A 14,566-nucleotide genomic window follows, 5' to 3' on the forward strand; every position below is an offset into this window, starting at 1 on the left:
GGCGTAAAGTGTTACTTTGGGGTTTATTTGAAATAACTCTTCAGTGATTCAGCCATGAACCTAATCCGCCGCATCCCGCTGCTGCTAATGCTCTTAGCGCTCGCCGGTGTATTCACTCCCGCCCTTTCCTGCCGCTGCAGTGTATTCTATGAAGGCGTCGATAGCCTGCAACAACTTGATGAATACGAATTCGTTGCGCACGTCCGTATTACAGGCGACGCGCCGCTGAAAACACCTGATGGCCGCCTGGTTGAAAGCACAGGTTTGCTGAAAATCGAAATCATCGAGCGATTCAAAGGAAAACCGGCTACTGAACTAACAGAAATGCTGAAAAACACCTCATGCGATATGGGTTTCGATGAAGGTGAAGAATGGATTGTTTTCGCTAAAACATCCGGCGACAGACCGGCGGTTGCCCCCTGTCAGCGAAACGTGATTTATAAGGAACGCAATGGGGTCAGCGATTTGCAGTATCGTCGCGGCATCCGTGAACTCAACGATTTGCGGCGTTTGTACGGCCATAAACCAACAAAGCCAGCCGACGGCCTAAGCAAAACATATTATCCGGAAAATAAGCTGCAGGTTGAAGAAACGTATTCGAACGGAATGCGGACCGGCGAACGAAAAGTCTATTTTCTTAACGGTAAACTGATGGGTAGGGAGCATTATCTGAATGACACCCTCAACGGGCCGTCGGAATGGTATTATCCCTCAGGCCAGCTATCCACGCGGCAGTACTTTCAGAAAGGAAAGAATCATAATGTCAGCATTTCCTATCATGACACCACCTGGAACAGCCGCAATCCGGGAATTAAACCAAGTACGCTCATTTGGTATCATGTCGTTTATGATCCGCAGGGGCGCGAAATTCTCTCACGAGAGTTTTCAAGGGCCGGGGTGATCGTTCGCGAGAATATTAATGATCCCGAAACGCGCTTAAGTACCACAATCTTTTATAGTGATAGTGGTTCCATGACAAGCATGCAACACTATCGCGACGGTCAGCCCTACGGCAATTACCAGGAATACGACCGTGAAGGCAACCCAACCAAATCCTGGGATTACGACGCCAATGGCAAGCAAATCAACCTCCACATTCCCAAATAACTACGCAGCGCCGGGCTGGCCGGAAAACTCAACCCGCTTTTTATATTCGTTCGGACTGAGACCGGTTTCTTTTTTAAATAGCCTCGAAAAATAGGGCGGGTTTTCAAAACCCAGCAAATAAGCCGTTTCCGCGACGGTTTTGTCGGTGCTGACCAGCATGTTCTTGGCCTCGGAAACGAGGAAGATGTGGATCAGTTCGATGGCGGTTTTACCCGTCTCCTGTTTGAGCAGATCACTCAGGTAACGCGGCGACGTGTTGAGTAGGTCGGCCATCAGCTTTACGGACGGCAAGCCTTTTTCCTGGAAATTACCATTTTCAAAATAGGTCGCGAGACTTTCGTTGAAACGCGAAACGGTAGTACCCGAAAGCTGCGTGCGGTTGATGAACTGGCGCTTGTAAAAACGCTGTGAATATTTCAGCATCGAATCCAGATGCGTGAGCATAATATCGCGGCTGTATTCGTCGGTATTGTTCAAATATTCACTTTGAATGCGGCCGAAAAGATCCCAGATAATCTGCTCCTCGCGTTGTGACAAGTGCAATGCCTCGTTGGCCTCATAATCGAAAAAGCCGTATTTGCGGATTTCCGAATGCAGCGGGTGACCGTTCAGAAAATCTTCGTGTACATAAAGAATAAAGCCTTTCTCTTCCAGTTCGATGTTATTCATTTCGATCAGCTGCCGCGGTTTCGAGAAAAGCATCGACCCGTTTTCGTGGTCGTATTTCGTGCGGCCGTAAAGAATATGCCCGGCTTTGATCTTTTTGAATGCAATCATGTAAAAATCCGTCGTGAACTCCCGTCGGCCGAGCGTACAACTTCTCAGCTCATCGCAGGTGAACATGCTGATCATGGGGTGTTCTGGCGTCGGCATATTGTTGGCACGATGCAGTTCACTGACGCTCTTGTAATGTTCCATGGTTTTGAAACGGTTAAAATGCTGAATCAAACGCAATTAAGTTGTCACGTTGAGCGAAGTCGAAGGCCGGTACAGTACCGACGTTTCGACTACGCTCAACGTGACAACAAAGTATGAATTAATCAAATTTACCTAAAATCAGGCAGCTATCTACTGGCCAATGGCCACCTCGCCATGTGCGGCGTCAGCTACGTCTTTCCACTCTTCCCAGGTCGCCAGTCGGTCGGCATATACCTGGTTCAACCAGGGGAACCCAACTTTGCCCAGGAAAATTCGCAACGGCGGGTTTTCTTCGTCGACCACTTTCAGGATCGCGTCGGGAGTAGCTTCGGGATTACCGATCGTGTCTGGGGTTAACCCTGCATAAAGTGCTTCCTTAATACCGTCATACAATGCGATCGGCTCGGTATGGAAGGCGGAGGCGCCGCCCCAGTCGGTCGAGAAGCCGTTGGGTTCAACGATCGTCACTTTGATACCGAAATCTTTCACCTCGGAAGCCAGGGTTTCGCTGAGTCCTTCAACCGCCCATTTGGAAGCGTTGTAAAGGCCCAGTACCGGTAATGTGGCAACGCCCAGCACGCTGGACACCTGGATAATGTGGCCGCCGCCTTGTGCCCGCATGACGGGAATGGCCGCTTGTGTCACCCAAAGCAAACCGAACACGTTGGTTTCGATCTGGTCCCTGGCTTCTTTTTCGCTGGTTTCCTCGATGGCTCCGAACAAGCCGTAACCGGCATTGTTGATCACAACGTCCACCCGGCCGAAGTGTTTGCTGGTTTGCTCGATGGCGGCGAAACTTGCTGCCCGATCGTTCACGTCCAGCTGAATGGTTAATAAGGTATCAGGATATTGCGCCGCGAGATCTTTCAGCGCTTCTGTATTGCGTGCGGTAGCCGCTACTTTGTCCCCTCTTTGCAAAAAAGCCTCTGCCCATATACGGCCAAATCCTTTGGAAGCGCCGGTAATAAAAATAGTCTTTGACATGATTGACAATTGTTTTTGTGTTTTGATGCTACAAATTTACCGGGTCGCTTCCGCCGGCGACTTATACAAAAATCCGGAAATGTGATACACTTTAACGAAAGCCCGGTTTAACGAAACCCCGGTTGCAAGGTTTCAGAACCGCCGGGAACCGTTAAAGCCGGATTCCGGTTCCGGGAATAATGAATATCCAAACCTATTTTCCGACGCCGGAGCTTAGCCCGTTTATCCAGTCCTACAAGGTGATCGAAACACCGGCGGACGTGGTCAATAACGTGCTGCCCGGAACTTCGCCGGTAATGGTGTTCAGGCTGAGCGGGCAGGTTTCTGTTAACCACCCGGGCGGGTCCAACGTGCTGGAACCCATCGTCGTCTCCGGCCTGCGAAAATCGGGGCGGGCAATGCAATACGAGTCGGGCACGGTCAATCTGCTGGTTACTTTCCGGGAAGGCGGCATTGCGCCGTTCGTTCGAGAGCCGCTGCATGAGCTCAGCGATACGAGCGTTCCCATGCATTGCCTCGATGGTTTCAAAGACGCCGGCTTGCTGGAAGAGCAACTGGCCGGCCAACCCTCGCATGAAGCGCGCATTACGCTGATCGAGCGCTTTCTGCTAAGCCGCTTGACTGGCAAAACGCCGGATGGAATGGTATTGGCAGCGATCCGGAAAATCCACCGTGCGGGTGGGCAACTGCGGATCAGAGAACTTGCTGACTCCCTTCACGTAAGCCAGGATGTATTCGAAAAACGTTTCAGGCGGGTAGCAGGGCTTTCGGCGAAACAGTTCTCGTATGTTGTTAAAATGAAGTCGGTAGTGGAGAAGGGCCGCACTGGCCTTACATTAGCCCAGATAGCACTCGACGCCGGCTATTTCGACCAGCCGCATTTTAACAAGGATTTCAAACTCTTCACCGGGCTTACCCCTACCGAGTTCTTCAAATCGCCCGTGTCATGGTAAATCAATGATTTTTTACAAGAATGGCAGCCGGCCGTTTTGGAATTTTGTATCAACAAAAACAAACGAAAGGCTATTCACATTCAATTCAAAATCATGGAATCAACATCAAACGGAGAGATCGCATTCATCGGCAAATACCTGATCCCGGCAGCGTCCAAAGAAACATTTCTCGAACGGCAGAACATCGCCCGTGCCTACATCCACACGCTCGCAGGCTTCGTCCGTGACCACGCCTACGAACGCATTACCGAAAACGGTGATACCGAATACATTACCATCGCCACCTGGACAAATGACGAGGCCCTCAACAATGCGAGGGAGCTGGTGCAGGCCGAGAACGACAGACAAGGTTTCGACCGCGCCGCAATGCTCAAAAAGCTGAATATTAAAATGGAGCCGGGCGTCTTCCGGGAAGATCACGCGCTGCCCTGAACAGACCTTGCGTTGCGTACTACTAGGCGCATTCCGGCTGCAATGCCGGGACGCGCTTTTTTCGGTTGGTGTGTCGTATATTTAGGCTCGCATTGCCAGCCATAACACCATGAAAAACGAAGTACTCGACGTTTCCGGAATGAGGGCACTCCCCCTCGACCTCGACTCGGCCATTTCCTTTATGCCGTATATCCGCTTCCTCGAACAGCGCGTCGCGGAAGAGAAGACGCTGAAATCGGCATTTTATAAAAATATTCTCACCTATTTTCACGAGCACCAGATCCCACAGGGAGAAATACCGCTCGACGAGGTACATCGGTACGGCGATTTCCTGGAGTACGTTTATAGCAGTCTTTCGGCGCCACTTGCATCGGAGCATAAGCTTGCCTGGGGCATGTGCATGCCGTTGTACCCGCACATTTTTTACGGCACCGACCTGCTCTTCGAAATGCTGAACATGAAGCCGCTCGAAACGCAGTTTGAACTTCAAAAAAGCCCGGAAGACTACCAGCGCGAGCGTCTGCACCTGATTTACACGCTGATCCTGCAAAGGTTGTACAATTTCCAGGTTCCGGTAAAAATACAGCAGTACCACGCCTGGACGGACACTCAAACCGGCCTTTACCGGTATTATGAAGTGCTGGTAAGCCCCGAGTTTGTGGAAGTGAGTGCCACGCAGGAGTTACCCGAGCTCAATTTCGTTGAAATATATGCCCATTTCAGCGAGAAGGACGGGCATCTGCAATTGCAAAAGGTATTGCCGCTCGACATGTTCCGGTTCCGGGGCTTTGCCGTGATCACGGTGTCGGATGTAACGGCTAAAATGGCTGTCGAGAACATCAAAAAAGTCCAGTTCAACAGGATACCCGGCGATAGCCCGAACCGTTACCAACGCATTATCCAATCGTTGAAAACCCTGGTACAGAGCAACCGCATCGAGTTCGATCTCTTTCCCTTCGTGCGCGTGAACGGCCAGGCAGTGTACGGATACGGACAGGCGGGCACGGGGGTACTTTTTCAGATTTGGGGAGAAAACCGGCTGACACCCGAAGAATTCCGGCGGCAAGCCGAAGGTTACGCGGCCAAACCGAACTCGTTCTTCTCGCCCGACATTCAGGGCGAAGACGAGCGTCAGATCGGCTGGTTGGCACCTTTCCGAGATCTGAATGTGCGTTCCCTTGCGCTGGTACCACTTTTTGTGGAACAGAAACTGGTAGGGGTACTTTGCATGCATACCTGGGACGACGAGCGATTTGACGAGAAAAAACTGGCGTCGCTCGAAATGGCGTTCGCGCCGGTGGCGCAGTTGCTCAACACCTATATCGAAGAGTTCGACCTGGAACTGGAGAGCATTATCAAGGAAAAGTTTACCTCGATACAGCCCGCGGTGCAATGGAAGTTCAACGAATCGGCCTGGCATTACCTGCATCGGCGGAAGAAGGGTTTGCCAGAGGTAAGTGAAAATATCGCATTCTTCGACGTCTACCCGCTGTATGGTGCGATAGACATCCGCAATTCGACCAATGAACGAAATACGTCTATCCGCGCCGACCTGGGGCATTACCTTGATCTGCTCCACGAATTGCTGGATGCCCTGGCAAGCCTCGACCGGTCGTCGCTCATGCAGGAACTGCGCTTTCATTGCACCAGATGGCGGCAGGCCGTCGCCCAGGGTGAACTGAACAGCACTTCCGAGAACAACCTGAATACCTTTTTGAATGAAGAGGCCAGGAATTACCTCATTCATTTGTCGCAGCAGGACGTCCGCACGGCCCCGCTGATCGACCAATACCTTGGGATTACCCACCCGGCTCAGGGCGAAGTGCACCGCCACCGGCAGGAGCTGGACCAATCCATGGAGCTGATCAACACGGCCGTGAACCGGTATTTTGAAAATCAGAAAGAAGCCTTGCAACTGTCGTACCCATGCTATTTCGAGAAATTCAGAACCGACGGCATCGAATATGATATTTACATCGGCCAGTCGATTTCCCCCGACAGGCCATTCAACCACTTTCATTTGAAAAACCTGCGGCTATGGCAACTTTCGTCGATGATCGAAGTGGCAAAACTCACGCGCGGGCTGCTCGGCGAGATGCCTAAGGAGCTGCACACCACTCAGCTGATTTTTGTCCATAACCACATGATAGACATCAGCTTCCGTGCCGACGAACGGAAGTTTGACGTTGAAGGCGCTTACAATATCCGCTACCAGATGATCAAAAAGCGCATCGACAAGGTCCGGATCAAGCATTCGCAGGAACGCCTCACCCAGCCCGACAAGATTGCTCTCATTTATTTGCACCAGCGCGATATCGAAGATTATCTGCCCTTCATCCAGTATTTGCAGGAAACAAATGCCCTGGAAGCTGCAACCGAAGAGCTCGAACTCGAAGATCTGCAAGGCCTGAGCGGCCTGCGTGCGCTGCGTTTGGGGATCGTGTATTGATTGCAAACGGGTTTAGCCATCCTGCCTCCGGAATTACCCCGGGGGCTTTTTTTATGTAATTAAATTTAAATACTATTTGGACTTATTACAAATAGACTATATTTGCGGCTCTACATGCGAAGTGGGTGCTGGTTTTGCCCATCGCTTTTTTACTACTCATTTTTTCAAATCATGTTAAAGAAACAACTCCTTACTGCCGCCTTCCTGCTTTGCTGCACGGCACAGCTGCTCGCCCATGCCCTATGGATCCAGACAGCCCCCAATGGTAAACCCGGTCAGAAACAGTCAGTCAAAATTATTTACGCCGAGCCGGGCGATAAGCCTGAAAAGCTGGGCGACTGGTATTCCGACGTGAAGGAATTTGAGCTCTGGCTCACCACTCCGGACCAGAAACGAACCAAACTGGCGACCGTTGCCGCTGACGATCATTTCACAGCCGACTTCACGCCCGATCAACAGGGCGTATACACGCTATCGGTAGGCCATACCTCCAAAGATCTGGGTGGTACCACCGTTTACCAGTTCAATGCCAGTGCATTAGTAACCGTTGGGAAGTCCGATGCGGGCAACAACCCCGGTGCAAATGCCAACGAATTGAATGTTTTTGCAGATCCTGCTAAAACATATAAAGTAAACAACCCGCTGAACCTGCGCGGACTTTTCAAGAATAATGGAAATGAAAAGCTTTACATAACTGTCGCTTCGCCATCGGGATGGAGCAAGCAAATCAGTACGGATGAAAAAGGTTTGGCTGAATTTATTCCGCTTTGGCCGGGGACCTATTTTATCGAAGCGACCAAAAGCTGGAAAGAAACCGGCAACCTTAATGGAAAGGAATACAAAGCATTCTGGCGCAGCGCCACTTTGCTGGTGGAAGTTGGAAAATAGTTTTTCAAAGCCTTATTCATTCGCATGTCCCTGTACGAACAAATCAGTGCCTATTGCATCCGTCACAAAGTAAGACTGGCCGAAAAACGGGTCGTGGTGGCCGATCATTTACTGGTAGCCAACGAATTTACGGATGGTGATACATTGTGGCGCGACATGCGCAGCCAGGGGATTAAAATTAGTCCCGCTACCGTATATGAATCGCTCAACTGGCTGGTAAGTGCGGGGTTTGCGGAGCGACGTTTCGCGACCGACAGCCGCAAAAATCTTTTTGGAATCCCTGAGCTTGTCAGGAATGGATTGGACAAATGAGGCAGAATGCTGTTTACCAGAACTTAACAAAAAAGGGTCCTGAACCGGACCCTTTTTTTCATATCTGTTAAGCAACCACCGCGTTCTTCGGCTTACGGCCTCTTGGCTTACCGGTGTAAGCCGGCTTAGGTTCTTCCGTTCCTAACGTGAGTTCGTAACCGACAACACCTTCTTCATAATTAAAAAGAGTTACCTCAAAAACATACTTTGTACTTTCAAAATCCACACCACCTTTACGGAGAATCAGTTCCAGCGGGATTGAATATCCGCGGCCGCTTCTGGTAAGGACGAATGTTCCGTTTTCATCCGAGCTCGGTATCAGATAGAGGTTCTTCAAGGTTCTTTTTCCTTGTTGTGCTCCGATCTTAAAGCGAGCTGTTTCTGGTTCGATACCTAATTCTTCCAAAGTTTTAGGAGGAAGAACAAGCTTGCCCGAGGAGGAAACATAGCCGGTTGGCTTTGGTTTCTCCTGAGGTTTTTTCGTTACAGAAACATTATCCTCGGGAGAAAAGAATTTAATTGCTCTTGCTTTCATAAATAAATTACGGGTTGCTGGTGGATTATTACTTTCGCAAAAGTAATCAAGTTAACATTTTATTAAAATACTTTTTGTGATAAATAATGTACCAATACTCGTAAAAAAAAATTAGCGAAATTTCTTACCCGCCGCATTTTTATTAAACGTTTTTTCTCCGCCGATTAAAAAATCGATTTGAAATAGAGGTTCCTGATGAGGCCATTCTCATCCGCTTATTTGCCGTTAATTTCCGTTTTACTTCCAAAGACTTAAAACCTCTCCTTCACTTCGGTCCGCTATTTGAGGTGCGGGCAGATGCGCGCTTACGGATCGCGTTGCAGGCTAACTAATAAGTCGCATACGGTTACAAAATTGCAATTCAGCTTTTACGATCCCAGTCTGGTCGCAGTGGTTAAACACGGCATTCTTATTGACAACAAAAAAGACATTCTTTCGGAATTAATATTGAATTGAAGCAAAAATATCCGGGCATCGAATCTGTACCCGTAGAAGTAGTTTGGTTGACATATTTTCACCTAAGATCTAAGTTATATTAATATGCTTTGCTAAAACTCCTGTCTGCTTTCGCGCCGAAAAATGAAAACTAACTCTCACTCAATCATTAAAGCTGGATTGAACGACTTTCCACTTTCGCGCTCTTCAATTTTATTCAGCGCCAAAAATGAGTAGCACAACAGTTACTTGTAGCAATATTTATTACAACATCAAATGTCGTGCCAGCGATTTTAAGCCTTTGTAAACTTTCGTCAGGCACATTAATCGCGTACATTGCATTTATACGAAAGCAACCATTTCCTCTATGAAAAAACTGCTACTCCTAAACATCCTACTACTCTTCCTCACACGGGCGCACGCACAAGCCACACGCGAGATCACTTCCCCAAACGGCACCATACGGCTCGTAGCCTATGTGCACGATCAGCTACGGTACAGTGTGTATTTCAGGGGCCGGCTGATCGTATCGCCATCGGAGATCGACCTGGTGCTGACGGACGGGAGGAAACTCTCGGGCGGTTTGGCCAAGCCGCAGTTCTCGGAAAGGAACGTGAGTGAAACCATTATTTCGCCCGTACCCGAAAAACGCATCCGTATTCCCGATCGCTACAAGGAGCTCAAAATCACCCTGCGTAATGCGTTTGCCGTTATTTTCAGGGTGTACGACGATGGCGTCGCCTACCGCGTTGCCACCTCTTTCCCCGGTGACATTACGGTCCGTTCCGAAACTGCCGCATTCAGGTTCCCGGCCAATCATCCCGTTTACTTCCCGGAAGTTGCCCCGCCTTCGAACATGGATATTTACCATACCGGTTTCGAGGAACCCTACACGGTCAAACCGCTTGAAAGCATTTCTTCCAAAAGCCTGTTTTTCTCGCCTGTTCTCGTCGCGCCGGACGATTCGCCCAAAATAGGCATTACCGAATCGGACCTGGAAGATTACCCCGGCATGTTCCTCACCGGAAGCGCTGAAAAGGCATTGCTGGGCCAGTTTGCGCCCTACCCCGCGGAAGAAACCGAAACCAAAGAACTGTATTCCACGCGCTATGTGTCCAAACGAGCCGATTTTCTGGCAAAAACCAAAGGAACACGGGCGTTTCCCTGGCGGGTGCTGATTATCGCCCCGGAAGACAAAGACCTACCCGGTAACGATCTGGTTTACAGGCTCGCAAGCCCGTCGCGTTTACAGGATGTGTCGTGGATAAAACCAGGTAAGGCCACAGACGAATGGATCATTACCTCCAATATTTTCAATGTTCCTTTTAAAAGCGGGATCAATACCGCTACCTACAAATACTACATCGACTTTGCCAAACGCTTTGGCTTCGAGCGCATTATGATGGACGCCGGTTGGAGCGACAACAATGATCTGTTTAAGATCAATCCTGACATTCAAATGGAGGAAATTGTTGCCTATGCTAAAAGCAAGGGCATTGGGATCAGCATGTGGACGCTCGCGCTTACGCTGGACAAACAGCTCGAACCGGCCCTGGAACAATTCAGTAAATGGGGCGTGGACTTTATCATGACCGACTTCATCAACCGCGACGATCAGAAAGCCGTGCAGTTCTTTTACAAAGTGGCGGAGGCCTGCGCGCGGCATAAAATCATGCTGATGTTTCACGGGGCATTCAAACCGGCCGGATTTAACCGCACCTTTCCGCACGCGATCGCCCGCGAGGCAGTGCTGGGTTCGGAATACAATATGTGGAGTGCCGAAGCGACGCCCGAACATAATGTACTCCTCGCATTCATCCGTATGCTTGGCGGCCCGCTCGATTATGAGCCGGGAATGCTTAATAATGCAACAGCGAAAGGTTTCCATGCGATGCCCGAAAATGTGATGTCACTCACCACCCGCACCCAGCAGCTGGCGATGTTCGTCGTCTACGAAAGCCCCATCCAGTTTTTTGCAGGAAACCCTTCGCAAGGCTTGAACGAGCCAGCATTCATGGAGCTGCTTGGCAGCATTCCCACCGTTTGGGACACTACCCGCATCCTCGACGCCCGCCTGGGCGATTACGTGGTCACCGCACGAAAAAAGGGCTCCGATTGGTACATCGGCGCCTTAAACGATTCGACAGCGCGGGAACTCAGCATTTCGCTCGGTTTTCTTCCACCCGGAAACTACAACGCCACTATTTGCGAGGACGGCGTCAACGCCGACCGCTACCCGGCCGACTACCGGCTTTCCGAGGCGACATTGAATTCACGGGACAGTTTAAAAATACGCATGGCACCGGGCGGGGGTTATCTGCTGAGGTTGAGGAAATAGATGGCGTAGCCAGCGACAGGTCTATTATTCGGGCTGTTGGTCTACATTATTTGAATGGGACGATTCATTTGCATTGTTTTGTGTCGATGGTCCATGTCGTCTATACTAAACGCAATTGCCATGAAAACACCCATCCTGCTCCTGCTTGCCTTTCTGCCTTGGGCGGATATTGTTGAAGAAGCCCCAAAGTTACGGTTCAAACCACATTATGAATGGAAACGGCTCGTCGCAAATGCACCCTGGGCAAAAAGTTACAACTTCCAGCTTTTCAGCCTGCGTGATACCCTGTGGGTGTTTCATCCGGATGGTACCTGGTTTTCCGTCGATGGCGTAAGATGGTCGAAGTCCGGATTGTACAATGCAATTTCCAACCTGGCATTCCTCGATTATGTACCGTTTGGCCGGGGCATCACAGGATTAGGACATTTCGAGGGTAACATCGAAATGTACCGCTGGCAAAACACTATTTACAACACGACCGATATGAGGACCTGGACGGTTAGCCCGCAAAAAAGCAACCTGCCCGAACGCTTTTTCTACCATCCATTTGTATTTCAAAACAGAATATGGATGATCGGCGGCGAAAACCTGTCGACAAAATTCGGGGATATTTGGAACTCGCCGGACGGCATCCACTGGAAAAAGGTCGCCGACAGCGCTCCTTTCGGACCACGAAGCCACAGCCAGGTAGTGCTTTTGAATCGAAAGCTGTATTTGCTTAACCACGACGTCTGGTCGTCCACGGACGGAATTCACTGGCAACTGGAATGCCCCGAAATTGTGAAGGGCGAAGTAATATTCGGTTACAATGCCGTAGTAATGGACGGGCGCATCTGGCTGATCGGATGCAACCGTGGCGGACGTTTTGAAAGCAAAGTCCTCAGCAGCTCGGATGGCCGCAGCTGGTACGCCGCCGAAGCGCCCTGGTCCCCACGCGGAGGCGTCGCCGCCTGCGTACATAAAGGCGCGGTTTACATCACAGGCGGGAAATACGGTGGTCAGAACATTGATCACCCGCAATTTGAGTACAGCAATGATGTCTGGGTCATGCAGCGGCAACAAACGGTAAAAAATTAACACCATTGTTCAGCCCAAACCATTCAACCTACGAAAGCACCAGTCATGTAGTATGCAATGCATAGTACCTATCATTGCATAGTTTTGTATAAACTATTAGCCATGAAAACTTTTGAAAACAATTTCGATCATTTTCCCTTTCCCGGGCGCTGGCTGGGCGGTATTTCGCTCGTGCTGGCGCCCGTTTTGCTGCTGGTCGGGGAAATCCTGAAACTACGGTTCGATTTCTTCTTTCCCGAACAGTTACGTGCTTATCAAAGCCATCCTAAGCTTATGTTCACGGCTTACAGCTTGTTTCTGGCGGGGAATATGCTCCTTTGGCCCGCTATTGTTACATTGGCCAATCTCATCGGGCGCGAGAAACCGGTATGGGCTGTTTGGGGCGGCAGTCTGGTGTTGTTCGGGTTATTTGCCAGGACGTTCCATTCGGGGATTAATCACCTTGCGTTCCAACTGGTGAATATCCTCAGCTTGCCCAGAGCCACCGAAGTGGTGGCACATTCCTACGGCGCATTTCACATTGTTTCGACACTTTCAGGCGCAATCCTCTTTGGCTGGGCCGTGTTGGCGGTTGGGGCCTGGATTTCGGGCGCATTACGACCTTTTCAGGTCGTGGCACTGGCCATGATGTCGGCGCTGATGATCGGGGTACTAAAAGGCGGGACGGTTATGTCGGTGATCGCTACGGGTTGTCTCTGCATTGCATTCCTCCCGCTGGGTGCACGCATACTGGCGCAGGGAACAATGCCTCCCGCGAGAATATTCTGGGGTTGGGTGATATTTTCAACCGCTGTCATCGGCCTATTTTTCTTCCTCGGACAAGCGGGCTGACATCGGTGCATAACCAGGCTCAACCATCCCACCAACGCTCGTCTTCCGAGCCACAACCATTCTCCTTCCTCCCTTTCTTCCCCTTCCTCCTTTTCCCTCCTTCTTCCTCCGCCCCCACCAGATCACAAACCCGGTGACCGGCAGGCTGGCGCAGATCAAACCTGCAAAAAAGGTAAGGATCTTGCTCGGCAGGCCCGCCCACGCGCCTACATGCAGATCGAAATTCATGGCGTAGGCTTTCTCGCCATTGCTCAGTTCGTCGAATGAGCGCGAGCGCAGTTGTGCGCCGGTAAACTGATCGTACTGTCCCTGAATGCGGTCGTAGCGGTTGCCGGCGGTTAAATAGGTGGATGCATTAATGGGCAGCTTGCCTTTCGCAGGGAAGTTGATCAGATAGCCGTAGGCCCTGGGTTGGCCCTTTTGCAATGCTGCAAATACACGGTCGACAGCGTTCGCGTCCTTGTTTTGCGTGGTATCCGAGAAGACGGCGGGCACCTCCGCCAGCTTTCCGCCGTCGGCGACCGTTTTCACCCCTTTTTCGACCCAGTCAAATGCCCAAACAAGACCGGTAACGGCACACACGAAAAGAATAATGCAGGCATAAAAGCCCAGCACATTGTGCAGGTCGTAGTTGACGCGCTTCCATTTGGCGTTCCATTTGATTTTAAAACTTTTATCGGTACCCGATTTATTCCACCTGGCAGGCCACCACAACACCAGTCCGGAAATCAGGATCAATACAAAGGCTAGTACAGAATAGCTTACAATGGTATGCCCAATCTTTTCCCCGAACAACATCCGCATGTGCAGCGAGAGTATGATGGTAAAAAACTCGTTTTTCGAATCTTCCAGCTTGACAACCTTGCCGTTGTACGGGTTCACATACGCCCGTGTGTAATATTTGTAATAATCCCAATGCGAAAACCCTTCCTTATCAACCTTCAATGCCCTGAAAATATAGGTCCTGTCGGGCTGAGCGGATATTTCGACCCTCGTCACCGGCCGCGTCTCACCTACCGCCTTTTGCGCTACGGCCAGCAAATGGCTCAGCGGCAGCTTCGGTTTGTTTTCAGGTTGTATAAAGAGGCGGTCTTTGTAAACCAGCGGTTTGATTTCATCCGTAAAGACGTAGATCGCGCCGGTAAGCCCGAGTATGATGACCACCAGCCCGGACGCCAGTCCCAACCAGAGGTGAAGTGTTCCGATAAGCTTGGCAAAGGCTGTCTTTTTCTGAGACATGAATGCAGTTTGGATTGGTAGCGACAGGAGAAGGCGCCTCGGCAGCAAAGAAATATCGTATTTAGTTT

Annotated in this window: 13 protein-coding genes; 9 read left to right on the top strand and 4 right to left on the bottom strand. The window is 50.4% G+C overall.

All coding sequences use genetic code 11. The features are described from left to right. The first annotated feature begins 54 nt into the window (after positions 1-54). Positions 55-1,107, top strand: coding sequence for a hypothetical protein (locus IEY24_RS08085; RefSeq protein WP_188930421.1), 1,053 nt, complete (start codon positions 55-57; stop codon positions 1,105-1,107). Here the strand turns inward: IEY24_RS08085 and IEY24_RS08090 are convergent, their stop codons facing one another. Beyond that, on the bottom strand, positions 1,108-2,025 hold the full coding sequence (locus IEY24_RS08090) for a helix-turn-helix domain-containing protein (RefSeq protein WP_188930422.1): 918 nt from the start codon (positions 2,023-2,025) through the stop codon (positions 1,108-1,110). A 150-nt stretch (positions 2,026-2,175) separates the two neighbouring features. Continuing rightward, complete coding sequence (locus tag IEY24_RS08095) at positions 2,176-3,009, bottom strand: SDR family oxidoreductase (protein WP_188930423.1); 834 nt, start codon at positions 3,007-3,009, stop codon at positions 2,176-2,178. 179 nt (positions 3,010-3,188) lie between these two features. Here IEY24_RS08095 and IEY24_RS08100 point away from each other — a divergent pair, with 179 nt between their 5' ends. From IEY24_RS08100 to IEY24_RS08120, 5 genes are all read left to right on the top strand, one after another. Continuing rightward, complete coding sequence (locus IEY24_RS08100; protein ID WP_188930425.1) at positions 3,189-3,962, top strand: helix-turn-helix domain-containing protein; 774 nt, start codon at positions 3,189-3,191, stop codon at positions 3,960-3,962. A gap of 93 nt (positions 3,963-4,055) precedes the next feature. Continuing rightward, entirely contained in the window at positions 4,056-4,394 is a 339-nt protein-coding gene (locus IEY24_RS08105; protein ID WP_188930427.1) for an antibiotic biosynthesis monooxygenase, read from the top strand. Positions 4,395-4,503: 109 nt separating this feature from the next. After that, positions 4,504-6,843, top strand: coding sequence for a GAF domain-containing protein (locus IEY24_RS08110; RefSeq protein WP_188930429.1), 2,340 nt, complete (start codon positions 4,504-4,506; stop codon positions 6,841-6,843). Positions 6,844-7,014: 171 nt separating this feature from the next. Beyond that, positions 7,015-7,731 (top strand): DUF4198 domain-containing protein, encoded by a 717-nt coding sequence (locus IEY24_RS08115; RefSeq protein WP_188930430.1) that lies wholly within the window; start codon positions 7,015-7,017, stop codon positions 7,729-7,731. A 24-nt stretch (positions 7,732-7,755) separates the two neighbouring features. Beyond that, positions 7,756-8,043: a transcriptional repressor gene (locus IEY24_RS08120; protein ID WP_188930432.1), complete on the top strand. Its 288-nt coding sequence runs from the start codon at positions 7,756-7,758 to the stop codon at positions 8,041-8,043. Positions 8,044-8,110: 67 nt separating this feature from the next. Here the strand turns inward: IEY24_RS08120 and IEY24_RS08125 are convergent, their stop codons facing one another. After that, a complete protein-coding gene (locus IEY24_RS08125; RefSeq protein WP_188930434.1) occupies positions 8,111-8,578 on the bottom strand; it encodes a hypothetical protein in 468 nt (155 codons plus the stop codon). A gap of 802 nt (positions 8,579-9,380) precedes the next feature. Here IEY24_RS08125 and IEY24_RS08130 point away from each other — a divergent pair. From IEY24_RS08130 to IEY24_RS08140, 3 genes are all read left to right on the top strand, one after another. Continuing rightward, positions 9,381-11,351: a glycoside hydrolase family 97 protein gene (locus IEY24_RS08130; RefSeq protein WP_188930436.1), complete on the top strand. Its 1,971-nt coding sequence runs from the start codon at positions 9,381-9,383 to the stop codon at positions 11,349-11,351. Positions 11,352-11,471: 120 nt separating this feature from the next. After that, on the top strand, positions 11,472-12,428 hold the full coding sequence (locus IEY24_RS08135; protein WP_188930437.1) for a DUF6242 domain-containing protein: 957 nt from the start codon (positions 11,472-11,474) through the stop codon (positions 12,426-12,428). Positions 12,429-12,530: 102 nt separating this feature from the next. Beyond that, positions 12,531-13,259, top strand: coding sequence for a hypothetical protein (locus IEY24_RS08140; RefSeq protein WP_229221602.1), 729 nt, complete (start codon positions 12,531-12,533; stop codon positions 13,257-13,259). Here the strand turns inward: IEY24_RS08140 and IEY24_RS08145 are convergent. Further along, a complete protein-coding gene (locus tag IEY24_RS08145) occupies positions 13,230-14,498 on the bottom strand; it encodes a PepSY-associated TM helix domain-containing protein (protein WP_188930439.1) in 1,269 nt (422 codons plus the stop codon). The genes IEY24_RS08140 and IEY24_RS08145 overlap by 30 nt on opposite strands. Positions 14,499-14,566 lie beyond the last annotated feature (68 nt).

Origin of the sequence: Dyadobacter endophyticus (assembly GCF_014641595.1) — a bacterium.
GTDB lineage: Bacteria > Bacteroidota > Bacteroidia > Cytophagales > Spirosomataceae > Dyadobacter > Dyadobacter endophyticus.

Bases quoted from the DNA above. Each gene is read 5' to 3' on its own strand.
- IEY24_RS08085 (WP_188930421.1), top strand. From the start codon at position 55: ATGAACCTAATCCGCCGCATCCCGCTGCTGCTAATGCTCTTAGCGCTC.
- IEY24_RS08090 (WP_188930422.1), bottom strand. From the start codon at position 2,025: ATGGAACATTACAAGAGCGTCAGTGAACTGCATCGTGCCAACAATATG.
- IEY24_RS08095 (WP_188930423.1), bottom strand. From the start codon at position 3,009: ATGTCAAAGACTATTTTTATTACCGGCGCTTCCAAAGGATTTGGCCGT.
- IEY24_RS08100 (WP_188930425.1), top strand. From the start codon at position 3,189: ATGAATATCCAAACCTATTTTCCGACGCCGGAGCTTAGCCCGTTTATC.
- IEY24_RS08105 (WP_188930427.1), top strand. From the start codon at position 4,056: ATGGAATCAACATCAAACGGAGAGATCGCATTCATCGGCAAATACCTG.
- IEY24_RS08110 (WP_188930429.1), top strand. From the start codon at position 4,504: ATGAAAAACGAAGTACTCGACGTTTCCGGAATGAGGGCACTCCCCCTC.
- IEY24_RS08115 (WP_188930430.1), top strand. From the start codon at position 7,015: ATGTTAAAGAAACAACTCCTTACTGCCGCCTTCCTGCTTTGCTGCACG.
- IEY24_RS08120 (WP_188930432.1), top strand. From the start codon at position 7,756: ATGTCCCTGTACGAACAAATCAGTGCCTATTGCATCCGTCACAAAGTA.
- IEY24_RS08125 (WP_188930434.1), bottom strand. From the start codon at position 8,578: ATGAAAGCAAGAGCAATTAAATTCTTTTCTCCCGAGGATAATGTTTCT.
- IEY24_RS08130 (WP_188930436.1), top strand. From the start codon at position 9,381: ATGAAAAAACTGCTACTCCTAAACATCCTACTACTCTTCCTCACACGG.
- IEY24_RS08135 (WP_188930437.1), top strand. From the start codon at position 11,472: ATGAAAACACCCATCCTGCTCCTGCTTGCCTTTCTGCCTTGGGCGGAT.
- IEY24_RS08140 (WP_229221602.1), top strand. From the start codon at position 12,531: ATGAAAACTTTTGAAAACAATTTCGATCATTTTCCCTTTCCCGGGCGC.
- IEY24_RS08145 (WP_188930439.1), bottom strand. From the start codon at position 14,498: ATGTCTCAGAAAAAGACAGCCTTTGCCAAGCTTATCGGAACACTTCAC.